A 24,530-nucleotide genomic window follows, 5' to 3' on the forward strand; every position below is an offset into this window, starting at 1 on the left:
GTGACGCCGCCGCTCGAGCTCGAGCACGGCACGGTCCAGGTCGGCCCCACGGGTCGACCTCTCCCCGACTTCCCGGAGCCCGCTCCGCTGACCGCGCACGGCCCGGCGCGCATCATCGCGATGTGCAACCAGAAGGGCGGCGTCGGCAAGACGACGACGACGATCAACCTCGGCGCCGCGCTCGCCGAGCTCGGTCGCAAGGTCCTTCTCGTCGACTTCGACCCCCAGGGCGCGCTCTCCGTGGGTCTCGGCGTGCCGACCCACACCCTCGACGTGACGATCTACAACCTCCTCGTCGAGCGCCGTCACGACATCCGCGAGGTCATCCAGCGCACGAACGTCCAGGGCCTCGACGTCGTCCCGGCGAACATCGACCTCTCCGCGGCCGAGGTGCAGCTCGTCGGCGAGGTCGCCCGCGAGCAGATCCTCGCCCGGGTCCTGCGCCCCGTCCTCGACGACTACGACGTCGTGCTCATCGACTGCCAGCCCAGCCTCGGGCTGCTCACCGTCAACGCCCTCACGGCGGCGCACGGCGTCATCATCCCGCTCGAGACCGAGTACTTCGCGATGCGCGGCGTCGCCCTGCTCGTCGAGACCATCGAGAAGATCCAGGACCGGCTCAACCCGCGCCTGGAGATCGACGGCATCCTCGCGACGATGTACGACGGCCGGACCCTGCACAGCCGCGAGGTCGTCAGCAGCGTCGTCGACCACTTCAGCGAGCGCGTCTTCCACACGGTCATCTCGCGCACCGTGAAGTTCCCCGACGCCACGCTCGCCGCCGAGCCGATCACGACGTACGCGACGGCGCACAACGGCGCCAACGCCTACCGCCAGCTCGCCCGCGAGCTCATCGCCCGCGGTGGGGCTGCCTGAGCCGATGACCGAGCTCCCGGCACTCGACCCGGCGCTGCTCGACCCGCCCGCGGCGGTCCCCGCCGAGACCGAGGCCGTCCCAGGGGGAGTGATCACCCGGCGGGCCGCCTCGCAGGCCTTCACCGTCCACCTCGAGAACTACGAGGGTCCCTTCGACCTCCTCCTCGGGCTCATCAGCAAGCACCAGCTCGACATCACCGAGATCGCGCTGGCCAAGGTCACCGACGAGTTCATGGTGCACCTGCGGGCGATCCGCGAGAGCCAGGCCGAGCTCGACCTCGGCCAGACCTCGGAGTTCCTCCTCGTCGCCGCGACCCTGCTCGACCTCAAGGCCGCCCGGCTGCTGCCGACGAGCCGCGAGGACGACGAGGAGGACCTCGCCCTCATCGAGGCCCGCGACCTGCTCTTCGCCCGGCTGCTGCAGTACCGCGCCTTCAAGGAGGTCGCCGGTCGCTTCGCCGCCGAGCTGAGCCGCAGCGCGCGGATGACGCCCCGTCAGGCCGGGCTGGAGCCCCAGCTCGCCAGCCTGCTGCCCGAGCTCGTCATCACGATCACCCCCGAGCAGCTGGCGATGATCGCCGCCCGTGCGCTCACCCCGCGCGAGGAGCCGACGGTCGGCCTGGCCCACCTCCACGCGCCGACGGTGAGCGTCGTCGAGCAGGCGGGCATCGTCGCCGAGCGGCTGCGCGAGCACGGGTCGGCGTCCTTCCGCACCCTCGTGCGCGACGCCGACTCCACGCTCGTCGTCGTCGCCCGCTTCCTCGCCCTGCTCGAGCTCTTCCGTGAGCAGGCGGTGACCTTCGAGCAGCCCGAGGCGCTCGGCGAGCTCACGGTGCGCTGGGTCGGCGCCCAGGACGGCGACGTGCAGGTGAGCGACGAGTTCGACGAGGCCGACCTCGAGCGGTCCGCCGCGCAGGAGATCCCGGCCGCTGCGACCGCCGAGGAGACCCCGGCGGGCGCGACCCCCGAGCAGGACGACGCCGGCCCTCGGCCCGTCGAGGCAGGAGACCCGCGATGAGCACGACCGACGAGATCGCCCCGGACGCACCCGACGAGGGCGGCCAGCTCGCCCTCGACGTCGACGAGCTGCCCGGTGGGGCGAAGGGGGCCGTCGAGGCGGTCCTCATGGTCGTCGAGGAGCCGGTGAGCGAGGTCGCCCTCGCCTCCGCCCTCGAGGTCACCGTCGAGACGGTGCGCGACGCCCTCGCCGAGATCGAGGCCGAGCTCGCCGACGGCACCCGCGGGTGGACCATCCGCTCCGTCGCCGGCGGCTGGCGCCTGTACTCGCACCCCGCGTACGCATCGGTCGTCGAGCGCTTCGTGCTCGACGGGCAGCAGGCCCGGCTCACCCAGGCCTCGCTGGAGACGCTCGCCGTCATCGCCTACCGCCAACCCATCTCCCGGGCCCGGATCAGCGCGGTGCGCGGGGTGAGCGTCGACGGCGTCGTGCGCACCCTGCTCACCCGTGGGCTCATCACCGAGGTCAGCCACGACGGCGAGTCCGGCTCGACCCTGTACGGCACCACCGACTCATTCCTCGAGCGGATGGGGCTGCAGTCGCTCGACGACCTGCCGCCCATCGCTCCCTACCTGCCGGAGGCAGACATGATCGACGAGCTCGCAGAGCAGGGCCGGGCATGAGCCCCGCCGACGGACAGCGCCGCGGTGGCGGGGGCGGCGGCCGACGTCAGGGGGGCCCCGGAGGCTCCCGACCGGGTGGTCAGGGGAGCTCGCGCCAGGGCGGCGGCCCGCGCCGTGGCCGCCCCGACGGCGGCAACCGCGGCACGACCGGGCGCTCACGCCAGGGCCAGCCGACGATCGCCCCGCAGCCTCGATCTGCACCTGAGGTCGACGTCCATGCGCCCGACGGCGTGCGCCTGCAGAAGCTGCTCGCCGGGGCGGGCGTCGGCTCGCGGCGCGCCTGCGAGGAGCTCATCGCAGCGGGCCGGGTGCAGGTGGACGGCCAGGTCGTCACCGAGCTCGGGATCCGCGTCGACCCCTCGAGCCAGACCGTCCACGTCGACGGGGAGCGGGTCCAGCTCGACGAGAGCCGGGTCTACCTCGCCTTCAACAAGCCCCTCGGCGTCGTCACGACGATGTCGGACGACCTCGGCCGTCCGTCGGTGGGCGACTACGTCGCGGAGCGCCCCGAGCGCCTCTTCCACGTCGGCCGGCTCGACGCCGACACCGAGGGCCTGCTGCTCCTCACCAACGACGGCGACCTCGCCCACCGCCTGCAGCACCCCCGCTATGGGGTGCTCAAGACCTATGTCGCCCAGGTGTCCGGCCCCGTGCCCCGCGACCTCGGCAAGACGCTGCGCGCCGGTGTCCAGCTCGAGGACGGACCGGTGAAGGTCGACTCCTTCTCCGTCGTCGCCTCGACCCCCGGCAAGGCGGTCGTCGAGATCGTCCTGCACGAGGGCCGCAACCACATCGTGCGCCGGCTCATGGAGGAGGTCGGGCACCCCGTGCTCACCCTCACCCGGGTGCAGGTCGGCCCCGTCGAGCTCGGGCAGACGAAGTCCGGCCGCTGGCGGGCGCTCAGCCGGCGTGAGATCGGCCAGCTGTACAAGGCGGTCGGCTTGTGAGCAGCGGCGCCGAGGCGCTCCCGCAGGTCTGGATCATCGGCACCGGTCTCATCGGCGCGTCGATCGGTCTCGCCCTGCGCCGCGCGGGTGCGGAGCCCGTCCTGCAGGACCAGTCGGTGACGGCGATGACCCTCGCCCGGGACCTCGGCGCGGGCCGGCTCGGGCCGCGCCTGGGGTACGACGACGACGGCCACCCGGAGCCCGACCTCGTCGTCGTCGCGACCCCGCCGGACATCACCCCGGCGGTCGTGGCCGACGCGCTGCGCCGCTGGCCGGGGGCGACGGTCACCGACGTCGCCTCCGTCAAGGGAGTCATCCGGCACGACCTCGTGCGTCTGGGCGCACCCCTGGAGCGCTACGTCGGCTCGCACCCGATGGCCGGGCGCGAGCGCAGCGGGGCCATCGCCGCGCGACCCGACCTCTTCGAGGGCCGGGCCTGGGTGGTCTGCGCCGACGAGGGCACCGAGCCCGCCGCGGTCGAGCGCGTCGAGCGCGTCGCCCGGGCCGTCGGGTCGGTCGTCAGCCGGCTCACGCCCGACGAGCACGACGCCGCCGTCGCCGCCGTCTCGCACGTGCCCCAGCTCGCCGCGAGCCTTGTCGCCGCCCGCCTCGAGCCGCTGAGCGAGCACGCGGTCGGCCTGGCCGGCCAGGGCGTGCGCGACGTCACCCGGATCGCGGCGAGCGACCCCGGGCTGTGGACCCAGATCCTCGCCGGCAACGCCGGCTCCGTGCGGGCCGTGCTCACCAGCCTGCGCGACGAGCTCGACGGCGTCATCGGCGCGCTCGGAGACCTCGAGCACGGCCTCGACGAGGACGCGCCGGGGGCCCGGGCCGTCCTCGCCCGCGCCATCGCCGACGGCAACGCCGGGCACTCCCGGATCCCGGGCAAGCACGGCGCCGCGCCCACGGCCTACACGCTCGTCAGCGTCGTCGTCGACGACCGGCCCGGCGAGCTCGCCCGGCTCTTCGCCGACATCGGCGAGGCCGGCATCAACCTCGAGGACCTGCGCCTCGACCACGGCCTGGGCCTGCCCTTCGGCGTCGCGGAGGTCTCCGTCGTGCCGGCCGCCGCCGGCCCGCTCGAGGACGCCCTGCTGGCCCGGGGCTGGCAGCTGCACTCCTGAGCCCCGCCTAGGATCGACACCCATGAGCGCCCCCTTCGTCGTCGCCGTCGACGGTCCCTCCGGGTCCGGCAAGTCCAGCGTCTCCCGGGCCGTCGCCGCCCACCTCGGGGGCGGCTACCTCGACACCGGGGCGATGTACCGCGCCCTCACGTGGTGGTGCCTCGAGTCCGGTGTCGACCTCACCGACCTCGACGCCGTCGCCGCGGCCGCACGGGACCTGCCGCTCGCGATGAGCGCCGACCCGGCCGAGCCCGGGGTCCTCGTCGGCGACGAGGACGTCACCGAGGCGATCCGTACCTCGCAGATCAGCGCGCAGGTCTCTGCCGTCGCCACCAACCCCGGGGTCCGCGTCGCCCTCCAGGAGCAGCAGCGCGATCTCATCACCGTCATCGGCGACGAGCAGGGCAGCGTCGTCGCCGAGGGGCGTGACGTGACGACCGTCGTCGCCCCCGACGCCGACGTGCGTCTGCTCCTCACCGCGAGCGAGGAGGCCCGACTGCGCCGGCGCACCGTCGAGCTGCACGGCGGCGCCGACGAGCAGACGCTGGAGGCGACCCGCGACGAGGTCGTGCGTCGTGACCGCGACGACTCGACGGTCTCGCAGTTCCTCGTCGCCGCCGACGGGGTGCTCACGCTCGACACCTCCGAGATGACCTTCGAGGAGAGCGTGGCGGCCGCGATCGCCGCCGTCGACGCGGTGCGCTCCGCGGGCTGACCGGGCGCCGACGCGCCCGGGCGGACCGCTGGGGTCCACGGGGCTGCGACAATGGGGGTGGACACGGGCCGACCCGGCCGGTCCGCCCCCTTCGCCTCGACCCGCCAGGAGAGACCCGTGGACAGCCAGAGCCCGAAGCCCGCCGACCTCGGCGCCGCCGACGACGAGGGCGTCGAGCGCGTGCTGCGTGCGGGGCTCGAGGACTTCGAGCTCACGCCCGAGGACCAGGCGCTCGTCGACGGCTTCCAGGAGCAGCCCGACGAGCTCTACGAGGGCGAGCTGCCCGTCGTCGCGATCGTCGGCCGCCCGAACGTCGGCAAGTCGACCCTCGTCAACCGCATCCTGCGCCGCCGGGAGGCCGTCGTCGAGGACGTGCCCGGCGTCACCCGTGACCGCGTCGCCTACGAGGGCGAGTGGTCCGGGCGCCGCTTCACGATGATCGACACCGGCGGCTGGGAGGCCACCGCCACCGGCATCCACCTCAAGGTCGCCGAGCAGGCCGAGGTCGCCATCGACATGGCCGACGTCGTCCTCTTCGTCGTCGACGCGACCGTCGGCGCGACCGACGACGACGAGGCGGTCGTGCGCCTGCTGCGCCGCGCCGGCAAGCCCGTCGTCCTCGTCGCCAACAAGGTCGACGACATGCGCATGGAGGGCGAGGCCGCCGCGCTGTGGAACCTCGGCCTCGGTCAGCCCTGGCCCGTCTCCGCCCTGCACGGCCGCGGCAGCGGTGACGCCCTCGACGCCGTCCTCGAGGTGCTCCCGGACCGCTCGATGGTCGCCGAGCCGATGCCGGTCGGCGGCCCGCGCCGCGTCGCCCTCGTCGGCCGCCCGAACGTCGGCAAGTCCTCGCTGCTCAACAAGCTCGCCGGCGAGGAGCGCGTCGTCGTCGACAACGTCGCGGGCACGACCCGCGACCCGGTCGACGAGCTCGTCGAGCTCGGCGGGCGCACCTGGCGCTTCGTCGACACGGCCGGCATCCGGCGCCGCGTCCACCAGACGAAGGGCGCCGACTTCTACGCCTCGCTGCGCACGCAGACCGCGCTCGAGAAGGCCGAGGTCGCCGTCGTGCTCATCGACGCCGAGGAGGCCATCGCCGAGCAGGACCTGCGCGTCATCAGCCAGGTCGTCGAGACCGGCCGTGCCCTCGTCATCGCCTACAACAAGTGGGACCTGCTCGACGAGGAGCGGCGCTACTACCTCGAGCGCGAGATCGAGCGCGAGCTCGTCCAGGTGCAGTGGGCGCCGCGCGTCAACCTCTCGGCGCGCACCGGCCGCCACGTCGACAAGCTGGTGCCGGCCCTCGACGTCGCGCTGACGTCGTGGGACACCCGCGTGCCGACCGGCCGGCTCAACGCCGTCATGGGCGAGATCGTCTCCGGCCACCCGCACCCGGTGCGCGGCGGCAAGCAGCCCCGCATCCTCTTCGCGACGCAGGCCTCGACCCGTCCGCCGCGCTTCGTCGTCTTCGCGTCCGGCTTCATCGAGGCCGGGTACCGCCGCTTCCTCGAGCGTCGGCTGCGCGAGGAGTTCGGCTTCGAGGGCACGCCCGTCGAGATCTCCGTGCGGGTGCGCGAGCGCCGTCGTCGCGAGCGCTGAGCCGGTCCGCGGCCCCCGTCGTCACGGGCGAAGGGGGCCGACCCGCGGCCCGACCCGGGCCGATTACGAAGACGCGGGACGGCTGAGTTAGAGTGACTTCGCTCCGGCGACGGGGCGGCTTCACAGCACACCGGGATGTGGCGCAGCTTGGTAGCGCACTTGACTGGGGGTCAAGGGGTCGCAGGTTCAAATCCTGTCATCCCGACGGCGTGCAGAGCACGAGACGAGGCCCGGTGGACCACATGGTCCACCGGGCCTCGTCGTGTCCCCGGGCGCGATCTCACGACGTCCGCGGCGGCGCGAGAGCGCCGAGGAGCCCGACCCCCGCGGCCACGAGGACGGCGGTGCGCAGGCCCGCGCCCGAGGCGAGCGCGCCGAGGGCGAGCGAGCCGGCCGCCTGGCCGAGCGCGAGCACGAGGAAGGCGATGCCGACGCCCGCGGACGGCTCGTCGGGGTACACCCGAGTGCCGCCCAGGAGGAGCAGGCCGGACATCGCGATGTAGGAGCCACCGAAGACGGCGGCCGCGGGATGGGTGATCGCGGGCGTGCCGGGGGCGAGCGCGAGGACGGCGGTGGCGCCCGCCAGCGCGACCGTCGTCGTGGTCCACGCCCTCGCCGGGCCCAACCGGGCCTCGAGGTCGCCCGCGGCGGCGCCGAGCACCCCGAGGGCGCCGAGCAGCACCCAGGCCAGACGGGCGGTCTCGGTGCCCGTGCCGCCCTCGGTGACGAGGAGGTCGAGCCCGAAGGTCCACACCGCCGCGCTCGCCAGGCCCATGACGGCAGCGCCGAGGAGCAGTCGTCCGGCCCCGACCGGCAGCAGGGGGCGGGGGAGCAGGGACGGCGACGACGCTCCGCGCTCGCGTGACGGCGGGACGACCCGGGCCGCCCACAGGGTCGTCGCGGCGGCGAGGAGGGCGAAGACCGCCCACGCGGCCCGCCAGCTGTCCTGCGCGACGAGCGCGACGGGTCCGGCTACGGCGACACCCAGCCCCGTGCCGGCGTTGACGACCGCCTGCGTGCGATCGCGGTGTGCCGCCCGGACGGTGCGGGCGACGGCGTGCGCCAGCGGGGGAGAGGCGACGCCCGTGCTCGCGCCGGCGAGCAGCACCCCGGCGCCGAGGACGGCCGAGGTCGGGGCCAGGGCGACGAGTGCCGTGCCTGCGGTGGCGACCGTGCCGGCGGCCACGGCCACCCGACGGGCGCCGAGGCGCGGGGTGAGCACCGTCGCGGCGACCACGGCGAGGCAGTACGCGACGTAGGAGCCGGACGCGACGGCTCCGGCGGCCGTGGGGCCGAGGTCGAAGTCCTCGCGGAAGGCCGGCACGAAGAGCCCGTAGGCGAAGCGGGCCAACCCGTAGCAGACCCCGACGAGGCACATCCCCACCGCCGCGAGCCGGATCGCCGACGGGTCGTCGGGCGCGGTGCGGTGCGCCTCGTTGATGGGTGACTTCACAGATCGGTGAACCATCGCCTCGACGCTACACCGGTCTGTGAGATGGTGGTGTGTGGAGGAGAACGGTCGGACGGCCGTCGAGCGACGACGAAGGGGGAGCGATGGCACCCACGACGAGCCCGGGCGTCGACCTCACACCGGGCGCACGCCGGATCCTCGAGACCGCCTCAGAGCTCTTCTACCGGCGCGGGATCCACGCCGTCGGGGTCGACACGATCGCCGCGGAGTCCGGCGTCACCAAGCGCACCCTCTACGACCGCTTCGGGTCCAAGGACGCGCTGGTCGTCGCCTACCTCCGGGGTCGCCACGAGCAGTGGTGGGGGCGACTGCAGGAGCGGCTGGTCGATGCCGACGCCCCCCGGGTGCTCGCCGTCGTCGAGGCCTACGCGCACGACCCGCTCCCGGTCGACCGCGGCTGCGGGTTCCTCAACGCCGCGGCCGAGCTGCCCACGGACCACGCCGGTCTCGACGTCGTGCGCGAGCACAAACGAGCCGTGCGCGACCTCCTCGAGCGGCTGCTGTGCGAGGACGGCCTCGGCGGCGACGACCCGGCCGGCCTGGCCGAGCACGTCTTCCTCCTGCTCGAAGGGGGAGTGGCTCACCGCGGGGTGGACCCGCGGGTGCAGCAACGGGCCGCCGAGCTCGTGGTAGAGCTCGTCGACCCGTCGTCGACCTGATCCCTCGCCGGGTCGGGGGCTGTCAGCGCGGCGTGGCGGCGCGGACGGTCGGGGGACCGGCGCTCTCGTCGGTGCTCAGGGCGTCGATCTCGGCGACGAGCCGCTCGAGCTCGGCGGGCTCGACCTCGACCTGCGCCTCGTCCAGGCCCTCGCGCAGCTTGTCGGCGATCTTCGTCTCGCCGGCGCTGTAGTCCCAGGAGGTCGCGGTGTCCACGGCGTTCTGGGCGGCCTCGCGTGCGGCGTCGAGCTCTTCCACGCTGTACTCGCTCACGTCTGTCTCCTTCGGGTCGGGTGCCCCGGTGGCCCCGGGGCTGCCGACCCTACGGTCGTGCGGAGGCGCAGCGGGGCGTCAGGGGGGACCCCGGAGCCGTGCTCAGCCGTCGAGCTCGAGGCGGTACCCCATCCCGGCCTCGGTGAGCAGGTGGCGCGGGTGCGCCGGGTCGGGCTCGAGCTTCTTGCGCAGCTGCGAGACGTACAGGCGCAGGTACCCGGTGTCGGCGACGTGCTCGCTGCCCCAGATGCTCGTCAGCAGGGTCTGCCGGGTGACGAGGCGGCCGGGGTTGCGCACGAGGATCTCGAGGACCTGCCACTCGGTGGGGGTGAGGCGGACGTGCTGACGGCCGCCCTCCCCTTCGCGCACGACGCTGCGGGCCGCGAGGTCGACCGTCACCTCGCCGAGGCGCACCGCCGGGGTCTCGGCGGCCTGGGGGACGCGCCGGGTGAGGGCGCGCACCCGGGCGAGCAGCTCGTCGACGGCGAAGGGCTTGGTGACGTAGTCGTCGGCGCCCGCGTCGAGCGCCTCGACCTTGTCGGCCGAGCCGGCCCGGCCGGAGACGACGAGGATCGGGGCCTGCGACCAGCCCCGGATGGCGTGGATGACCTCGACGCCGTCGAGCCGGGGCATCCCGAGGTCGAGCAGGACGAGATCGGGCTGCTGGTCGACGGCCGCGGCGACCGCCTGGGCGCCGTCGAGCGCGGTGACGACGTCGTACCCCTTCGCCGTGAGGGTGATGCGCAACGCGCGCAGGATCTGCGGGTCGTCGTCGGCGACGAGGATCTTCACCGGGCCTCCTGCGAGGGGTCGTGGACGGGGAGGGAGACGACCATGGTGAGGCCTCCGCCGGGCGTGTCCTCCGGCGTGAGCCGGCCGTGCATGCCCTCGACGAAGCCGCGCGAGAGCGCCAGACCGAGCCCGAGACCCGTCGTGTTGTCGGTGTCGCCGAGCCGTTGGAAGGGAAGGAAGACCTCGTCGCGCCGGTCCTGCGCGATGCCCGGGCCACGGTCGGCGACGCGGATCTCCAGCCGCCCGCCGAAGGTGCTCGTCGACACGAGCACGGGCTCGTCCGGCGGTGAGTGCCGCACCGCGTTGGTGAGGAGGTTGACGACGACCCGCTGGAGGAGCACCGGGTCGGCGAGCACCTCGACCTCGTCGTGGGCGAGCGCGAGGCGCACCTGCGCGGGGCCGAGACCGAGCTCGTCGAGCGCCGGCGCGATCGCCTCGGCCGGGTCGGTGGGCGTCGTCGCGATGGTGAGCACGCCCGAGCTGAGCCGGCTGACGTCGAGCAGGTCGGACATGAGCGCCGACAGCGCGGCCAGGCTCTCCTCGGCGGTGTCGAGCAGCTCGCGGCGGTCCTCCTCGCGCAGATCCGGCCCCGCCGCCCGCACCCCGCCGACCGCGGCGGTGGCCGCTGCGAGCGGGCGGCGCAGGTCGTGGCTCAGGGCCGACAGCAGGGCGCCGCGGACCCGGTCCGAGGCGGCGATGGGCTCGATCTCGCGGGCGGTCTCGGTGAGGCGCTGGTGCTCGAGGGCCGCGGTGAGCTGGGCGGCGACGACGCCGAGCAGCCGGCGCTCGCTCGCGGCCACCTCGCCGGTGAGCTCGAGGGTCGTGCCCGGCGCGAGGTCGAGGGTGCTCACGGGCGCGGAGCCGGCGAGGTCGACCTCCCCGGCGCTCGCGAGCACCTCCTCGCCCGCGAGGACCCGGGCCCCGCGCAGGTGGAGCGCCTCGCGGGTCTGGTCGACGAGGGCCTGGACCGCGTCGTCGCCGCGCACGACGCTGCCGGCGACGGTCTGGACGAGCTCGGACTCCGCCGCCGCCCGTCGCGCCGTGCGCGAGCGTCGGGCTGCGCGGTCGACGACGACGCTCACGAGTGCCGCGATGGTCACGTAGAGGAGCAGCGCGAGGAGGTGCAGCGGGTCGGCGATCGTCACCGTGTAGAGCGGGTCGATGAAGAAGAAGTCGAGCGTGACCGCCGAGAGCACCGCGGCGAAGAGCGCGGGCCACAGCCCGCCGACGAGCGCGACGACGACGACGAGCAGCTGGTAGCTGAGGACGTCGCTCGTGATCGACTCCGGGCTGCGCAGCGCGACGAGCAGCCAGGTGAGCAGCGGGCCGCCCAGGAGCGCGAGGAGCATCCCGAGGGCCCGTCGGCGCAGGCTGAGCGCGCCCCCGACCGGCGGCAGCGCGAAGCGACCACCTGCCGCCGAGTGCGTGACGATGTGGACGTCGATGTCGCCGGACTCGCGCACCACCGTCGCGCCGATGCCCGGGCCGGTGAGGGCGGCCGCGAGCCGGCCCCTGCGGCTCACCCCGATGACGAGCTGGGTGGCGTCGACCGACCGGGCGAAGTCGACGAGCGCAGCCGGCACGTCGTCGCCCACGACCTGGTGGTAGCTGCCGCCGAGCTGCTCGACGAGGGCCCGCTGCTCCACGAGCGCCGCGGGGTCCGGGGCCCGCAGCCCGTCCTGGGCCGTGACGTGGACCGCGTGCAGCCCCCCGCCGGACGACCGTGCGGCGATCCGTGCACCGCGGCGCAGGAGCGTCTCGCCCTCCGGCCCGCCGGTGAGCGCGACGACGACGCGCTCGCGGGCCTGCCAGGTCGTGTCGATGTCGTGCTCGTCGCGGTAGCGCCGCAGCGCCTCGTCGACCTCGTCGGCCAGCCACAGCAGGGCGAGCTCGCGCAGCGCGATGAGGTTGCCGAGCCGGAAGTAGTTCGACAGCGCGGCGTCGACGCGCTCGGCCGGGTAGACGACCCCGCCGAGGAGCCGGTCGCGCAGCGCCTGCGGGGCGAGGTCGACGACCTCGACCTGGTCGGCCCGGCGCAGGAAGGCGTCGGGCGTCGTCTCGGACTGCGGCACACCGGTGATCTGCTCGACGACGTCGTGGAGCGACTCGATGTGCTGGATGTTCACCGTCGTGATGACGTCGACCCCGGCGTCGAGCAGGGCGTCGACGTCCTGCCAGCGCTTCGCGTGGTGCGAGCCCGGGGCGTTCGTGTGCGCGAGCTCGTCGACGAGGGCGACCTGCGGGGCGCGGGCGAGCACCCCCTCGAGATCCATCTCGGCGAGCTCGAGCCCCCGGTGGGTGACGAGGGTGCGCGGCACGACCTCGAGCCCCTCGACCATCGCGGCGGTCGCCGCGCGGCCGTGCGTCTCGACGAGCCCGACGACGACGTCGCGCCCGTCGGCGCGCAGCCGGCGCCCCTCCTCGAGCATCGTGCACGTCTTGCCGACGCCGGGGGCGGCGCCGAGCAGCACCCGCAGCCGTCCCCGGGTCATCTCACTCCTCCAGCTCGTCGAGGGACAGGTTAAGCGCGAGGACGTCGACGGCGGGGTCGCCGAGATATCCGAGGTCCCGGCCCCGGGTGTGCTCGGCGACGAGCCGGCGCACCTCGGCCTGCGGCAGACCGCGCTCCCGTGCCACGCGTGGCACCTAGATCTGCGCGTACTGCGGGCTGATGTGCGGGTCGAGGCCCGAGGCGGACGCGGTGACGGCGTCGGCCGGGACGGCCGAGGTCGCCACCCCTTCGCGCCCGGCGACCTCCGCACGCCGCTCGCGGATCGTCGCGACGAGACCCGGGTCCTGCGGCCCGAGGTTGGAGCCGCCGGAGGCTCTCCCGTCGTAGCCGTCACCGGCGGCCGAGGGCCGCGACTGGAAGTAGCCGGGCAGGGCGACACCCTTCGCGTCGGTGAAGGACTGGCCGAGCAGGGAGGAGCCGACGACACGGCCGTCGCGGTCGTGCACGAGCGAGCCGTCGGCCCGGCCGGGCACGACGAGCTGGGCGGCCGCGGTGACGGCGCCGGTGTAGCCCAGGCCGAGGACGAGGGTGAGCAGGAGCAGGGCGCGGGTCGCGACCCACAGGGTGCGGGCGGTGCCGCGGGCGAGGAGGGGCATGAGGGGTTCCTTGGGTCTCAGAAGCCGGGCAGGAGGCGGACGAGCTGGTCGATGAGCCAGATGCCGACGAAGGGGGTGATGACCCCGCCGATCCCGTAGACGGCGAGGTTGCGGCCGAGGACCTCGGCCGCGGGACGCGGTCGGTAGCGCACCCCGCGCAGGGCGAGGGGTACGAGCGCGACGATGACGACGGCGTTGAAGATCACCGCGGAGAGCACGGCGGAGGCGGGGGAGTGCAGGTGCAGGACGTCGAGTGCCTCGAGGCCGGGGAAGACCCCGGCGAACATCGCCGGGATGATCGCGAAGTACTTCGCGACGTCGTTGGCGATCGAGAAGGTCGTCAGGGCACCGCGGGTGAGGAGCAGCTGCTTGCCGATGGCGACGATCTCGATGAGCTTCGTCGGGTCGGAGTCGAGGTCGACCATGTTGCCGGCCTCCTTGGCCGCTGACGTGCCCGACGCCATGGCCACGCCGACGTCGGCCTGCGCGAGCGCGGGCGCGTCGTTCGTGCCGTCCCCCGTCATCGCGACGAGCTGGCCGCCCTCCTGCTCCCGACGGATGTAGGCGAGCTTGTCCTCGGGCGTGGCCTCGGCGAGCACGTCGTCGACGCCCGCCTCGGCCGCGATCGCGGCAGCAGTGAGGGGGTTGTCGCCGGTGATCATCACCGTGCGGATGCCCATCGCCCGCAGCTCGGCGAAGCGCTCGACGAGTCCGTCCTTGACGACGTCCTTGAGGTGCACCACCCCGAGGACGCGGCCCGCCCCCTGGGGCGCGAGGGTCGCGACGACGAGCGGTGTCCCGCCCGAGCCCGAGATCCGCTCGACGTGGGCGTCGAGCTCGGCCCGTGCCGGCCCGACCGGGGCGGAGCCGGCCGCGTCGAGCCAGGCGAGGACCGCGCTCGCCGCGCCCTTGCGCACCTGGGTGCCGTCGGGCAGGTCCAGCCCCGACATGCGGGTCTGGGCGGTGAAGGGGACGACCTCGCCGCCGGGCACGAGGGCGGGGTCGACCCCGCCCTGGCGGGCGAGGTCGAGGATCGACGCGCCCTCGGGGGTCGGGTCGCCGCCGGAGGAGAGCACCGCGGCCTCGACGAGCGCTCCGGGCGCCACGCCGTCGAGCGCGACGAAGGCGCTCGCGCGGCGGTTGCCGTAGGTGATGGTGCCGGTCTTGTCCAGGAGCAGGGTCGTCACGTCGCCCGCTGCCTCGACGGCCCGCCCGCTCATCGCGAGGACCCCGCGCTGGACGAGCCGGTCCATGCCGGCGATGCCGATCGCCGACAGCAGCCCGCCGATGGTCGTCGGGATGAGGCAGACGAGCAGGGCGACGAGGACGGCGACGCTGGCCGGCTCGGCGACGAGGGAGGCGACGGGGTTGAGCGTCAGCACGACGACGACGAAGACGATCGACAGCGAGGCGAGGAGGATGTTCAGCGCGATCTCGTTCGGCGTGCGCTGACGTGAGGAGCCCTCGACGAGCGCGATCATCCGGTCGACGAAGGTCTCGCCCGGGCGCGAGGTGATCTGCACGACGACCCGGTCGGACAGCACGCGCGTGCCCCCGGTCACCGCGGACCGGTCGCCGCCGGACTCGCGCACGACCGGCGCCGACTCGCCGGTGATCGCCGACTCGTCGACGCTGGCGATGCCGTGGATGACGTCGCCGTCACCGGGGACGAGCTCGCCGGCGCTCACGACGACGACGTCGCCGACGGTGAGGTCGGCGGAGGACACCTCGCGGGTGGCGGTGCGCTCGGCCCCGGGGTCGGCCGGGTCGTAGCCGGTGACGAGGTGGGCCGTCGTGCTCGTGCGGGTGGCCCGCAGCGAGTCCGCCTGGGCCTTGCCGCGGCCCTCCGCGACCGACTCGGCGAGCCCGGCGAAGAGGACGGTGAGCCACAGCCACAGGGCGACGAGTGCCGCGAAGGACCCGGGCATCGACGAGCCGCCGGAGCTGGCCGGTCCGCCGGTGAGCGGCTCGACGACCGCGGTGAGGGTCGTCAGCGCGGCACCGACCCATACGACGAGGATGACCGGCGTGTGCCACAGCGTCCGCGGGTCGAGCCGGCGCACCGCGCCGGGCAGGGCGGCGCGCAGCTGGGCCGGGGTGAGGGTGCGCCGAGGCACGGGCCGTGCCGCGGGGGTGGCCGGGGCGGGGGTGCGGGTCGTGGTGGACATCAGAGCAGTCCTTCTGCGAGGGGCCCGAGGGTGAGGACGGGGAAGAAGACGAGGGCGGTGACGAGCACGGCCGTGCCGACGAGCAGACCGACGAAGAGCGGCCGGTGCGTCGGCAGGGTGCCCGCGGTCGCCGGGACGGGGCGCTGCGCGCCGAGGGAGCCGGCGAGGGCGAGGACGAGGACGACCGGCACGAAGCGGCCGAGCAGCATCGCGACGCCGAGAGCACCGGTGAGCCACGGCGTGCTCGCCGTGAGCCCGGCGAAGGCAGAGCCGTTGTTGTTCGCCGCCGAGGCGAAGGCGTAGACGAGCTCGGAGAGCCCGTGCGGACCTGTGTTGGCCATCGACGCCGTGACGCTCTCGCGCGCGGCCGGGATCGCCAGGCTCAGGGCGAGACCGCCGAGGACGAGCACCGGCATGACGAGGATGTACAGGCTGGCCAGCGTCATCTCGCGCGGCCCGATCTTCTTGCCGAGGTACTCCGGCGTGCGCCCGACGAGCAGCCCCGCGACGAAGACGGCGATGACGGCGACGACGAGCATCCCGTACAGCCCCGAGCCGACGCCGCCCGGTGCGATCTCGCCGAGGAGCATGTTGACCATCGGCACCATGCCGCCGAGCGCGGTGTAGCTGTCGTGCATCGAGCTCACCGCACCGGTCGAGGTGAGCGTCGTCGAGCCCGCGTGGAGGACCGACTGGGCGATCCCGAATCGCACCTCCTTGCCCTCCATCGGGGCGCCGGCCAGCTGCGGCGCGGCGCCGCGACCGCTCAGCTCGAGGTAGCCCAGGGCGCAGGTCGAGACGGCGAAGAGGGTGGCCATCGCGGCGAGGATCGCGCGCCCCTGGCGCACGTCCCCGACCATCCGCCCGAAGGCGCGCGGCAGCGAGAAGGGGATGAGCAGGATCATGAGGACCTGCAGCATCGAGACCCATCCGCTGGGGTTCTCGAAGGGGTGGGCCGAGTTCGCGTTGTAGTACCCGCCGCCGTTGGTGCCGAGCAGCTTGATCGCCTCCTGCGAGGCGACCGGGCCGCCGGGGACCGACTGCGTGCCCCCGACCAGCGTCGTCACGTCGGTGAAGCCCGCGAGGTTCTGCACCACCCCGCCGGCGACGAGGACGAGGGCCCCGACGGCGGCCAGCGGGAGCAGCACCCGCAGGGACGAGCGCACGAGGTCGACCCAGAAGTTGCCGACGGTGCTCGCCCGGTCGCCGGCCAGGCCGCGCACGAGCGCGACCGCGACCGCGATGCCCGTGGCGGCGGAGACGAAGTTCTGCACGACGAGGCCGAGGAGCTGGACCGTCGGCGACAGCGTCTCTCCCGAGTAGGCCTGCCAGTTCGTGTTCGTCACGAAGGAGATCGCCGTGCTCATCGCGACGGCGGGGTCGAGGGTCGTCGCCCCCTGCGAGAGCGGCAGCCAGTGCTGCGAGCGCAGCAGCAGGTGCAGGCCGAGGACCCCGACGAGCGAGAAGGCGAGGACGGCCCGCAGGTAGGCCTGCCAGGTCTGCCCCTGCCGGGGGTCGACGCCGAGGACCCGGTAGACCGCGCGCTCGATCCGCCAGTCGTGCTCGCTCGTGTACGTGCGGGCGAGGTGGTCGCCGACGGGGCGGTGGAGGAGGCCGAGGACGACGACGAGGGTCGCGACGGAGGCGAGGAGGAGCCAGCCCTGCATCAGAAGCGCTCCGGTGCGAGCAGGGCGAGCAGGAGGTAGCCGAGCGCGGCGACCCCGAGCACGACGGCGAGCAGCTCGACGACGATCACAGCCGCTCCACCGCCCGGGCGAGCAGGCCCACGAGGGCGAAGAGGGCGACCGCGGCCGCCAGGTAGATGAGGTCGAGCACCGTGAGGACTCCGATGGCGAGGGGAGACCGCTCGCCGGGGGCGAGCGGGCGCCGGTCGGGCGCACCTGCGATGCAACGCCTGCGGGCCGCCCCCGCGGGCCCGTCCTCACGACATCCATACGGCCCGGGGCGGTGGACCCCGGGCCGTGCTCACGGCCTGCTCACACCACCGGCGTCAGCCCGCGGATGCGGCCGCCCGTCCCATCCGCTCGACCGCCTCGACGAGGATCTCTGGCGAGGTGGCGAGGTTGAGCCGCACGTGGTCGGCGCTGCCCCGCCCGAAGTCGCGGCCACGGTTGAGCGCCACCCGGCCCTGCTCGAGGAAGACGCGCGAGGGGTCCGGCCAGCCCAGCGCCGAGCAGTCGAGCCAGGCAAGGTAGGTCGCCTCCATCGGGCGCCACGTCACCTGCGGGAGGTGCTGCGCGAGGAGGTCGCCGAGCAGCGCGCGGTTGGCGTCGAGGTCGTCGACGAGCGCGGCGAGCCAGTCCTGGCCGTCGTCGAGGGCGGCGACGTGGGCGAGGACGGCGACGTGGCTGGCCTGGTAGCCGGCGGAGGCCGGCAGCCGGCGCAGGACGTCGCGCACGTCCTCGCCGGCGACGAGGACGGCCGCCTTGTACCCGGCGAGGTTCCACCCCTTCGCCGCCGAGGTGACGACGAGGGCGCGGGAGCCGCCCGGTACCGCGAGGACGGAGGTGAAGCCGGCGCCCGGCAGCACGAGGGGGGCGTGGATCTCGTCGCTCACGACGTGGCCGTCGTGCTCGGCGGCGAGGGCCAGGAGGGCCTCGAGCTCGGCGGGGGAGTGCACGACGCCCGTCGGGTTGTGGGGGTTCGACAGCAGCACGCTCGAGCCGGGCCCGCCCTCGACGAGCGCGGCGCGGACCGTCTCGAGGTCGAGCCGGCCGTCCGCGTCGAGCGGCGCCTCGACGCGGCGCGCGCCGACGTCGCCGACGACGCTGTGGAAGGGCGGGTAGACCGGGGTGGTGATGACGACCGCGGCGCCGGGCGCGGTGACCGCCCGCAGCGCGTGCGCCACACCGGTCATGACGTCGGCGACGAGCTGCGACGCGCCCGGGTCGACGGCGACCCCGAAGGAGCAGTCGTACCACCGCGCCACCGCCTCGGGGTAGGCCGGGCCCCACGGGTAGCCGTGGTCGCCGGTCTCGGCGACCCGGGCGAGCGCCCGCACGACCGCGGGTGCTGGCATGACGTCCATCTCGGCGACCCACAGCGGCAGCACGTCGGGGTCGTAGGCGCGCCACTTCGCCGAGGTCCGGGCGCGCAGGGTGCGAAGGGGGACGTCGAGGACGGATCGGGCCATGCCTGCACTGTGCCAGCCGGGGCACCGCCTACCCTGGCCAGGTGACGACGGATCCCAGCCCGAGCGCCGCCACCCGCGGCAGCGACGTCTGGACCCTCCCCAACGCGCTGTCGGCGATGCGGCTCGTCGGCGTCCCGATCTTCTTGTGGGCGATCCTCACCCGGCACGACGGCATCGCCCTCGCGACGCTCATGCTCTCGGGGATCACCGACTACCTCGACGGCAAGATCGCGCGGCACTTCGACCTCACGTCCCGCCTCGGCGCCGTCCTCGACCCCGTGGCCGACCGGCTCTACATCTTCACGACGGTGCTCGGTCTGGCCTACCGCGACATCATCCCGTGGTGGCTCGTCGCGATCCTCGTCGGCCGCGACCTCGTCCTCGCACTCGCCGTCATCGGCGTGCGCGACGAGGCCGCCCGTGGCCTGCCGGTGCACTTCGTCGGCAAGGCGGCGACCTTCAACCTCCTCTACGCCTTCCCGCTGCTGCTGCTCGCGGTCGGCGACAGCACGCTCGCGCAGCTCGCCCGGCCGGTGGGCTGGGCCTTCGCGTGGTGGGGCGTCGGCCTCTACCTCGTCTCCGCGGCCGTCTACCTCCTCGAGGTCTGGACGCTCGCGTCGAGGAGGTCCCGTGCCGCCTAGGACCCCCCGCGCCCCGCGCACGCCGCCGCCGGGCCCCGAGGGCTCGCGTCGCCCGGACGCCTCGATGACGCTCATCACCTCGATGCTCGAGCGCCCGCTCGACCCCGGGTACCAGGCCGCGGCGGACGCGCGCGCTGCCGAGGGGCTCCCGCCGAGCACCGGCTGGCGCACCCCGGTCCTCGTCGTCTACCTGCTCATCATCGGTCTCGTCGTCGGCATCGCCGCCGCCGACCTGCGCTCGCGCGAGACGACGCGCACGCAGACCCGCGCCGAGCTCGTCGAGCGCATCCAGGCCCGCCAGGAGGTCGTCGACGAGCGCACCCGCACGGCCCGCGCGCTGCAGGCGGAGGTCGACGCCGCGACCACCTCCGTCGACCCCGACCTCGTCCAGCAGCGCACCGCCCAGGTCGAGCGGCTGCGGGTCGCCGACGGCGGTGTCGCGGTGACCGGCCCCGGGCTGCGCGTCGTCGTCGACGACGCCGAGGGGACCGGTGCCGACGGCGACGGCGACGCGCGCTCGCAGACCTCCGACGACGGACGGGTGCAGAGCCGCGACCTCCAGGTCCTCGTCAACGCGCTGTGGGCCTCGGGCGCCGAGGCCGTCGCGGTCAACGGGCAGCGCCTCACGAGCCGCTCGGCGATCCGCTTCGCCGGCGACGCGATCCTCGTCAACTTCCGCCCGCTGACCCGGCCGTACACGATCGAGGCCGTCGGCGACCCCCAGGCGATGCAGTCCCGCTTCGCGGCCGGCCCCGGGGGGGCCTACCTCACCGGTCTGCAGCAGAACTTCGGCATCGCCACGAGCAGCGGCACCGTCGACTCGATGACCCTGCCGAGCGTGGTGTCGACGACGCTGCGCAACGCCCGGCCCGCCACCGGCGGGCAGTCCACGAAGGAGACCCCATGATCCCCGCCCTCGGGCTCGTCGCCGGGCTGGTCATCGGGCTGGTGCTGCAGCCCGACGTCCCCCTCGGCCTGCAGCCCTACCTGCCCATCGCCGTCATCGCGGCGCTCGACGCCGTCTTCGGCGCGGTGCGCGCGACCCTCGACGGCATCTTCAACGACAAGGTCTTCGTCGTCTCCTTCCTCTCCAACGTCGTCGTCGCGGCCTTCATCGTCTTCCTCGGCGACCAGCTCGGGGTCGGCTCCCAGCTCTCCACCGGTGTCGTCGTCGTCCTCGGCGTGCGGATCTTCTCCAACGTCGCCTCGATCCGCCGGCACCTCTTCAGCGCATGAGCGAGCGTCCCGGAGACGTCGAGCCCGACGAGCCGCAGGAGCCCGCCGTGGAGGAGGCACCCGTGGAGGAGGCCGCCGCGCAGAAGGCCGCCGAGCCGCAGGAGCAGACCCGCAGCCCGTGGCGTCGCGTCTACCTCATGGCGCGCCCCCGGCCGACCCGGGCCAACCTCTTCGCGTTGCTGCTCGCCGCCCTGCTCGGCTTCGCCATCGCCACCCAGGTCAGCGAGACCCAGGAGCAGGGGCTCGAGGACCTGCGCCAGGACGAGCTCGTGCGGATCCTCGACGACGTCTCGCAGAACGGCGAGCGTCTCGACACCGAGATCGCCGAGCTCGAGTCCAGCCGTGACCAGCTGCGCAGCGAAGGGGGGTCCGTCGAGGCCGTCCGCAGCGCCCAGGAGCGGCTCGACGCCCTGGGCATCCTCGCCGGCACCGTCCCCGCGACCGGCCCGGGCGTCACCGTGACGCTCGACGGCGACGGTGACGCGATCTCGGCGACGGTCCTGCTCGACGCGATGCAGGAGCTGCGCGACGCGGGCGCCGAGGCGATGCAGGTCGACGACGTGCGGCTCGTCGCGGGCAGCTACTTCACCGACGCCGACGGCTCGATCCAGGCCGACGGGCAGACCCTGACCCGCCCGTACACCTTCACCGTCATCGGCGACGCGCAGACGCTCAGCTCGGCGATGGAGATCCCCGGCGGCATCACCGAGTCGGTGCGCGGGCGCGGGGGGCAGGTCACCGTCACCGAGCAGGACGAGGTGTCCGTCGACGCGTTGCACCGTGTCTCGAGCCCTCGTTACGCTCGCCCCGTCCCGGAGCCCTCGGCCTCCCGGTAGGGTCACGGCACGAGCGGCCCGCCGCGTCAGCGCCACCGGACGACGACCAGCCCCGCACACGAGCACGCCCCACCACGAGCACCGAGGAGAGCCATGAGCGAGTACCCCGACGACCTGCGCTACACCACCGACCACGAGTGGGTGCGCGAGACCGCCGAGGGCGTGCGCATCGGCATCACCGGCTACGCCCAGGAGGCCCTCGGCGACGTCGTCTTCGTCAGCCTGCCGACGGTCGGCGACGAGGTGAGCAAGGGCGACTCGTGCGGCGAGGTCGAGTCCACGAAGTCGGTCTCCGACCTCTACGCCCCGCTCACGGGCACCGTGACCGCCGTCAACGAGGCGCTCGAGGGCACCCCTGAGCTCGTCAACTCCGACCCCTACGGCGACGGGTGGATGTACGAGATCACCCTCGGCGACGGCGCCGACACCAGCGAGCTCATGGACGCCGAGGCGTACCAGCAGCAGCTCGGCTGAGCCCCGCACCCCCTTCGCCCGGGCGACCGACCGCACCCGCGGTCGGTCGTCTAGGCTGACCCCACGCAACGAGCAGCCAAGGAGGACTCTCGATGACCGGCTCCGACGAGCAGGTGCCCCAGCACCGTCAGGACCCCGTCACCCAGCAGTTCACGGGTGTCGACGCGGTCGCGCCCGAGGCGCACGACCAGGTCGACCACCTGCTGAGCCGCGAGGAGCAGGCGACGGTCGAGGCGCTGCGCGCCGGCACGGCGCTGCTCATCGTGCTGCGCGGCCCCAACACGGGGGCCCGCTTCCTCCTCGACGACGCCGAGGTCACCTCCGGCCGTGGTCCGAGCAGCGACATCTTCCTCGACGACGTCACCGTCTCGCGCAAGCACGCGGTCTTCAGCCGCGGCGAGCAGGGCTTCTCGGTGCGCGACGTCGGCTCGCTCAACGGCACGTACGTCAACCGCGAGCGGATCGACGACGCGCTGCTGCGCACGGGTGACGAGGTCCAGATCGGCAAGTTCCGGCTCGTCTTCTACGCCGGCACCGCGTAGGTGACGTCCGGCCGCACCGTCGGGATCGGGGCGGTCCTCGCGGCGCTGGGCGAGACCTTCCCCGACATCTCGATCTCGAAGATCCGCTACCTCGAGGCGCAGGGGCTCATCACCCCCCAGCGCACGCCGAAGGGCTCGCGCCGCTACAGCGACGCCGACGTCGAGCGGCTGCGCTTCGTCCTCACCGCGCAGCGCGACCGCTTCTGGCCCCTCAAGGTGATCCGTGAGCACCTCGACGCGCTCGACCGTGGCCTCGTCGTCGACGAGGCCACCGGGCAGGCCCGGGCCGCGGCGCCGCCGGCGGGGGAGCTCACCGACCCCGACGTCCTCGCGCCGCGCGCCCCCCTTCGCCTCACGGCGTCCGAGCTCGCCGAGGCGGCCGGCATCGACGGGTCGACGCTGCGCGACCTCGTGAGCTACGGCCTCGTGCGCCCGGCCGGGGAGCACCACGGGCAGGACGACCTCGACGTCGCGCGCGCCGCCGCCGTCCTCGTCGCCGCGGGCATCGAGGTGCGTCACCTGCGCCCCTTCCGCACCGCCGCCGAGCGCGAGGTCGGCCTCGTCGAGCACGTGCGCGCCCAGCGCTCGGTGCATGGGCGCGGTCCGGTCGAGCCCGACCCCGGCGCGCAGGCGCGGACCGTCGCGGCCGCGTGCCTCGACCTGCACACGGCGCTCGTCCGCGCTCAGCTGCAGCACCTCGACGACTGATCGAGGTCACCCCGTCGCCCACCCCGCGCGGTCCCAGGTCGGCGGACTACGGTGGTCTCGTGATTGCACTCGATGTCCTCGGCGTCAGGGTCGAGATGCCGACCTCCCAGCCCATCGTCCTGCTCCGCGAGCGCGACGGGTCGCGCTACCTGCCGATCTGGATCGGCGCCGCCGAGGCGACGTCGATCGCCTATGCGCAGGAGGGCGTCGAGCCCCCGCGCCCGCTGACCCACGACCTGCTCGTCGACGTCGTCGAGGCGGTCGGGCGCCGGATCACCTCCGTCGAAATCGTCACCCTCGACGAGGGGGTCTTCTACGCCAACCTCGTCCTCGACGACGGCACTCGGGTCGACTCGCGCTCCTCCGACGCGATCGCCGTCGCGCTGCGCTGCGGCGCCGACGTCCTCGCGACCGAGGAGCTCGTCGCCCAGGCCGGGGTCGAGTCCTCGGAGGAGGAGGACGAGGTCGAGCGCTTCAAGGAGTTCCTCGAGGACATCAGCCCCGAGGACTTCGAGACGCCCGCGGGCGAGGGCGAGGGCGACGGGGGAGCCGACGCCGGGCCTGGCGCCGGTCCCGAGCCCGGGCGCTGAGGCTCGCGGCGGTCCTCGCCGACACCGTTTCGTGACCGACACGCCCGGGTGCGTGGACGGCTCGGTCGTTGACCGCCTCCCGGGCCCGCCGTACCGTGGAGGAGTCGCACCACAGCGGTGTGATTCCCTCGGCGGGCCCGCAGGGGCCCGTCACGCGCAGGAGGCACGGTGGACACCACGTCCCAGGACGACAAGCCGCAGCCCTCCGTGCGCGCGCAGGGCGTCCTCTTCGACGACGACCTGCCGGACCTCAGCGAGGACATCGGCTACCGCGGCCCGGCGGCGTGCAAGGCGGCCGGCATCACCTACCGCCAGCTCGACTACTGGGCCCGCACCGGGCTCGTCGAGCCCTCCGTGCGCGGGGCGCACGGCTCGGGCAGCCAGCGGCTCTACGGCTTCCGCGACATCCTCGTGCTCAAGGTCGTCAAGCGGCTGCTCGACACCGGTGTCTCGCTCCAGCAGATCCGGGTCGCCATCCAGCACCTGCGCGAGCGCGGGGTCGAGGACCTCGCCCAGATCACCCTCATGAGCGACGGGGCGAGCGTGTACGAGTGCACCTCCGCCGACGAGGTCATCGACCTCGTCCAGGGCGGTCAGGGCGTCTTCGGCATCGCCGTCGGCCGGGTGTGGCGCGAGGTCGAGGGCTCGCTCATGGAGCTGCCCTCCGAGCGCTACGACGACGTGACCGGCGAGCTCGCCGAGGTCGCCGGTGACGAGCTCGGCGCGCGCCGGCGCGCGAAGCTCGCCTGACCGCTCGCCCGTGACCCGGGCCGGGAGCCCGCTCGTCCGCGGGTGATCTCCTGCCTCGTCGCACCGCTGGTAGTCTGCGAGGCGCTGCTCACCCCGCGGGGGAGAGTCCCCGTCCACGTCGACGGGGCGCCGAAGGGGCAAACTCCCCGGAACCTCTCAGGCGCCAGGACCCCGCGGATCAGGCACCTCTGGAAGCGCCGTGCGCGTGACAGATGGGGAGGCTGACCT

The 24,530-nt window shown here is 74.1% G+C and carries 25 protein-coding genes, 1 tRNA gene, 1 pseudogene and 1 riboswitch; of the genes and pseudogenes, 18 read left to right on the top strand and 9 right to left on the bottom strand.

Annotated features, from left to right (window positions below):
• The 8 genes from ABIB53_RS09690 to ABIB53_RS09725 all read left to right on the top strand — a co-directional run bounded on the left by ABIB53_RS09690 (window position 1) and on the right by ABIB53_RS09725 (window position 7,107).
• Window positions 1–876, top strand: a complete 876-nt coding sequence (locus tag ABIB53_RS09690) for a ParA family protein (protein WP_232311864.1) — start codon at window positions 1–3, stop codon at window positions 874–876.
• Between the two features lie 4 nt (window positions 877–880).
• A complete protein-coding gene (locus ABIB53_RS09695) occupies window positions 881–1,894 on the top strand; it encodes a segregation and condensation protein A (protein WP_354588026.1) in 1,014 nt (337 codons plus the stop codon).
• The gene (gene scpB / locus ABIB53_RS09700; RefSeq protein WP_229298963.1) at window positions 1,891–2,517 is read left to right on the top strand and encodes an SMC-Scp complex subunit ScpB; all 627 of its coding nucleotides are present in this window, start codon (window positions 1,891–1,893) and stop codon (window positions 2,515–2,517) included. Before ABIB53_RS09695 ends, scpB begins: the two co-directional genes overlap by 4 nt.
• The gene (locus ABIB53_RS09705) at window positions 2,514–3,464 is read left to right on the top strand and encodes a pseudouridine synthase (protein WP_354588027.1); all 951 of its coding nucleotides are present in this window, start codon (window positions 2,514–2,516) and stop codon (window positions 3,462–3,464) included. Before scpB ends, ABIB53_RS09705 begins: the two co-directional genes overlap by 4 nt.
• The gene (locus tag ABIB53_RS09710) at window positions 3,461–4,588 is read left to right on the top strand and encodes a prephenate dehydrogenase (RefSeq protein WP_191682139.1); all 1,128 of its coding nucleotides are present in this window, start codon (window positions 3,461–3,463) and stop codon (window positions 4,586–4,588) included. The genes ABIB53_RS09705 and ABIB53_RS09710 overlap by 4 nt, the downstream gene beginning before the upstream one ends.
• 22 nt (window positions 4,589–4,610) lie before the next feature.
• The gene (gene cmk, locus ABIB53_RS09715) at window positions 4,611–5,303 is read left to right on the top strand and encodes a (d)CMP kinase (RefSeq protein WP_354588028.1); all 693 of its coding nucleotides are present in this window, start codon (window positions 4,611–4,613) and stop codon (window positions 5,301–5,303) included.
• A 51-nt stretch (window positions 5,304–5,354) separates the two neighbouring features.
• Window positions 5,355–6,902 carry a ribosome biogenesis GTPase Der gene (der, locus tag ABIB53_RS09720; protein WP_502914634.1) on the top strand — a complete coding sequence of 516 codons (1,548 nt, stop codon included), beginning with the start codon at window positions 5,355–5,357 and terminating at the stop codon, window positions 6,900–6,902.
• 131 nt (window positions 6,903–7,033) lie between these two features.
• A tRNA-Pro gene (locus ABIB53_RS09725) sits at window positions 7,034–7,107 on the top strand.
• Between the two features lie 75 nt (window positions 7,108–7,182).
• Here ABIB53_RS09725 and ABIB53_RS09730 read toward each other — a convergent pair.
• A complete protein-coding gene (locus ABIB53_RS09730) occupies window positions 7,183–8,370 on the bottom strand; it encodes an MFS transporter (RefSeq protein WP_354588029.1) in 1,188 nt (395 codons plus the stop codon).
• Window positions 8,371–8,456: 86 nt separating this feature from the next.
• Between ABIB53_RS09730 and ABIB53_RS09735 the strand changes: the two genes are divergently transcribed.
• Window positions 8,457–9,032, top strand: a complete 576-nt coding sequence (locus tag ABIB53_RS09735) for a TetR/AcrR family transcriptional regulator (protein WP_354588030.1) — start codon at window positions 8,457–8,459, stop codon at window positions 9,030–9,032.
• Window positions 9,033–9,054: 22 nt separating this feature from the next.
• On the opposite strand, the gene ABIB53_RS09740 is transcribed toward ABIB53_RS09735, so the two are convergent.
• From ABIB53_RS09740 to ABIB53_RS09775, 8 genes and pseudogenes are all read right to left on the bottom strand, one after another.
• The gene (locus ABIB53_RS09740) at window positions 9,055–9,303 is read right to left on the bottom strand and encodes a hypothetical protein (protein WP_354588031.1); all 249 of its coding nucleotides are present in this window, start codon (window positions 9,301–9,303) and stop codon (window positions 9,055–9,057) included.
• A 102-nt stretch (window positions 9,304–9,405) separates the two neighbouring features.
• On the bottom strand, window positions 9,406–10,095 hold the full coding sequence (locus tag ABIB53_RS09745) for a response regulator (protein WP_068275672.1): 690 nt from the start codon (window positions 10,093–10,095) through the stop codon (window positions 9,406–9,408).
• On the bottom strand, window positions 10,092–12,587 hold the full coding sequence (locus ABIB53_RS09750; protein WP_354588032.1) for a DUF4118 domain-containing protein: 2,496 nt from the start codon (window positions 12,585–12,587) through the stop codon (window positions 10,092–10,094). The genes ABIB53_RS09745 and ABIB53_RS09750 overlap by 4 nt, the downstream gene beginning before the upstream one ends.
• Window position 12,588: 1 nt before the next feature.
• Window positions 12,589–13,203 (bottom strand): annotated as a pseudogene (gene kdpC / locus ABIB53_RS09755) (potassium-transporting ATPase subunit KdpC).
• Between the two features lie 17 nt (window positions 13,204–13,220).
• On the bottom strand, window positions 13,221–15,371 hold the full coding sequence (kdpB, locus tag ABIB53_RS09760) for a potassium-transporting ATPase subunit KdpB (RefSeq protein WP_354588033.1): 2,151 nt from the start codon (window positions 15,369–15,371) through the stop codon (window positions 13,221–13,223).
• Window positions 15,371–17,038, bottom strand: coding sequence for a potassium-transporting ATPase subunit KdpA (gene kdpA, locus ABIB53_RS09765; RefSeq protein WP_354588034.1), 1,668 nt, complete (start codon window positions 17,036–17,038; stop codon window positions 15,371–15,373). Before kdpA ends, kdpB begins: the two co-directional genes overlap by 1 nt.
• Window positions 17,038–17,127, bottom strand: coding sequence for a potassium-transporting ATPase subunit F (locus tag ABIB53_RS09770; RefSeq protein WP_068275687.1), 90 nt, complete (start codon window positions 17,125–17,127; stop codon window positions 17,038–17,040). The genes kdpA and ABIB53_RS09770 overlap by 1 nt, the downstream gene beginning before the upstream one ends.
• Window positions 17,128–17,382: 255 nt before the next feature.
• Window positions 17,383–18,525: a MalY/PatB family protein gene (locus ABIB53_RS09775; protein ID WP_354588035.1), complete on the bottom strand. Its 1,143-nt coding sequence runs from the start codon at window positions 18,523–18,525 to the stop codon at window positions 17,383–17,385.
• A gap of 41 nt (window positions 18,526–18,566) precedes the next feature.
• Between ABIB53_RS09775 and ABIB53_RS09780 the strand changes: the two genes are divergently transcribed.
• The 9 genes from ABIB53_RS09780 (at window position 18,567) to ABIB53_RS09820 (ending at window position 24,302) form a co-directional block, all read left to right on the top strand.
• Window positions 18,567–19,166, top strand: a complete 600-nt coding sequence (locus tag ABIB53_RS09780; RefSeq protein ID WP_224766839.1) for a CDP-alcohol phosphatidyltransferase family protein — start codon at window positions 18,567–18,569, stop codon at window positions 19,164–19,166.
• On the top strand, window positions 19,156–20,073 hold the full coding sequence (locus ABIB53_RS09785) for a DUF881 domain-containing protein (protein ID WP_240341648.1): 918 nt from the start codon (window positions 19,156–19,158) through the stop codon (window positions 20,071–20,073). Before ABIB53_RS09780 ends, ABIB53_RS09785 begins: the two co-directional genes overlap by 11 nt.
• Window positions 20,070–20,402, top strand: a complete 333-nt coding sequence (locus ABIB53_RS09790; RefSeq protein ID WP_068275698.1) for a small basic family protein — start codon at window positions 20,070–20,072, stop codon at window positions 20,400–20,402. Before ABIB53_RS09785 ends, ABIB53_RS09790 begins: the two co-directional genes overlap by 4 nt.
• Complete coding sequence (locus ABIB53_RS09795; protein ID WP_083968839.1) at window positions 20,399–21,238, top strand: DUF881 domain-containing protein; 840 nt, start codon at window positions 20,399–20,401, stop codon at window positions 21,236–21,238. The genes ABIB53_RS09790 and ABIB53_RS09795 overlap by 4 nt, the downstream gene beginning before the upstream one ends.
• A 93-nt stretch (window positions 21,239–21,331) precedes the next feature.
• Window positions 21,332–21,712: a glycine cleavage system protein GcvH gene (gcvH, locus tag ABIB53_RS09800; protein WP_068275701.1), complete on the top strand. Its 381-nt coding sequence runs from the start codon at window positions 21,332–21,334 to the stop codon at window positions 21,710–21,712.
• A 92-nt stretch (window positions 21,713–21,804) separates the two neighbouring features.
• Window positions 21,805–22,254, top strand: coding sequence for an FHA domain-containing protein (locus ABIB53_RS09805; protein ID WP_068275705.1), 450 nt, complete (start codon window positions 21,805–21,807; stop codon window positions 22,252–22,254).
• Window positions 22,255–22,962, top strand: coding sequence for a transcriptional regulator FtsR (ftsR, locus tag ABIB53_RS09810; protein WP_354588036.1), 708 nt, complete (start codon window positions 22,255–22,257; stop codon window positions 22,960–22,962).
• Window positions 22,963–23,021: 59 nt separating this feature from the next.
• Window positions 23,022–23,552: a bifunctional nuclease family protein gene (locus ABIB53_RS09815; protein ID WP_083968841.1), complete on the top strand. Its 531-nt coding sequence runs from the start codon at window positions 23,022–23,024 to the stop codon at window positions 23,550–23,552.
• Window positions 23,553–23,720: 168 nt separating this feature from the next.
• On the top strand, window positions 23,721–24,302 hold the full coding sequence (locus tag ABIB53_RS09820) for a MerR family transcriptional regulator (RefSeq protein ID WP_191563686.1): 582 nt from the start codon (window positions 23,721–23,723) through the stop codon (window positions 24,300–24,302).
• A gap of 88 nt (window positions 24,303–24,390) precedes the next feature.
• Window positions 24,391–24,484: riboswitch (glycine riboswitch) on the top strand.
• The last annotated feature ends 46 nt before the right edge of the window (window positions 24,485–24,530 follow it).

Origin of the sequence: Janibacter sp. UYMM211 (assembly GCF_040547045.1) — a bacterium.
Classification (GTDB): domain Bacteria; phylum Actinomycetota; class Actinomycetes; order Actinomycetales; family Dermatophilaceae; genus Marihabitans; species Marihabitans melonis.

Coding starts and splice junctions, on each gene's coding strand:
- kdpA (WP_354588034.1), bottom strand. CDS start 17,038: ATGCAGGGCTGGCTCCTCCTCGCCTCCGTCGCGACCCTCGTCGTCGTC.
- ABIB53_RS09805 (WP_068275705.1), top strand. CDS start 21,805: ATGACCGGCTCCGACGAGCAGGTGCCCCAGCACCGTCAGGACCCCGTC.
- ABIB53_RS09775 (WP_354588035.1), bottom strand. CDS start 18,525: ATGGCCCGATCCGTCCTCGACGTCCCCCTTCGCACCCTGCGCGCCCGG.
- ABIB53_RS09695 (WP_354588026.1), top strand. CDS start 881: ATGACCGAGCTCCCGGCACTCGACCCGGCGCTGCTCGACCCGCCCGCG.
- cmk (WP_354588028.1), top strand. CDS start 4,611: ATGAGCGCCCCCTTCGTCGTCGCCGTCGACGGTCCCTCCGGGTCCGGC.
- ABIB53_RS09735 (WP_354588030.1), top strand. CDS start 8,457: ATGGCACCCACGACGAGCCCGGGCGTCGACCTCACACCGGGCGCACGC.
- ABIB53_RS09730 (WP_354588029.1), bottom strand. CDS start 8,370: ATGGTTCACCGATCTGTGAAGTCACCCATCAACGAGGCGCACCGCACC.
- ABIB53_RS09795 (WP_083968839.1), top strand. CDS start 20,399: ATGAGCGAGCGTCCCGGAGACGTCGAGCCCGACGAGCCGCAGGAGCCC.
- kdpB (WP_354588033.1), bottom strand. CDS start 15,371: ATGTCCACCACGACCCGCACCCCCGCCCCGGCCACCCCCGCGGCACGG.
- ABIB53_RS09750 (WP_354588032.1), bottom strand. CDS start 12,587: ATGACCCGGGGACGGCTGCGGGTGCTGCTCGGCGCCGCCCCCGGCGTC.
- scpB (WP_229298963.1), top strand. CDS start 1,891: ATGAGCACGACCGACGAGATCGCCCCGGACGCACCCGACGAGGGCGGC.
- ABIB53_RS09790 (WP_068275698.1), top strand. CDS start 20,070: ATGATCCCCGCCCTCGGGCTCGTCGCCGGGCTGGTCATCGGGCTGGTG.
- gcvH (WP_068275701.1), top strand. CDS start 21,332: ATGAGCGAGTACCCCGACGACCTGCGCTACACCACCGACCACGAGTGG.
- ABIB53_RS09705 (WP_354588027.1), top strand. CDS start 2,514: ATGAGCCCCGCCGACGGACAGCGCCGCGGTGGCGGGGGCGGCGGCCGA.
- der (WP_502914634.1), top strand. CDS start 5,355: ATGGGGGTGGACACGGGCCGACCCGGCCGGTCCGCCCCCTTCGCCTCG.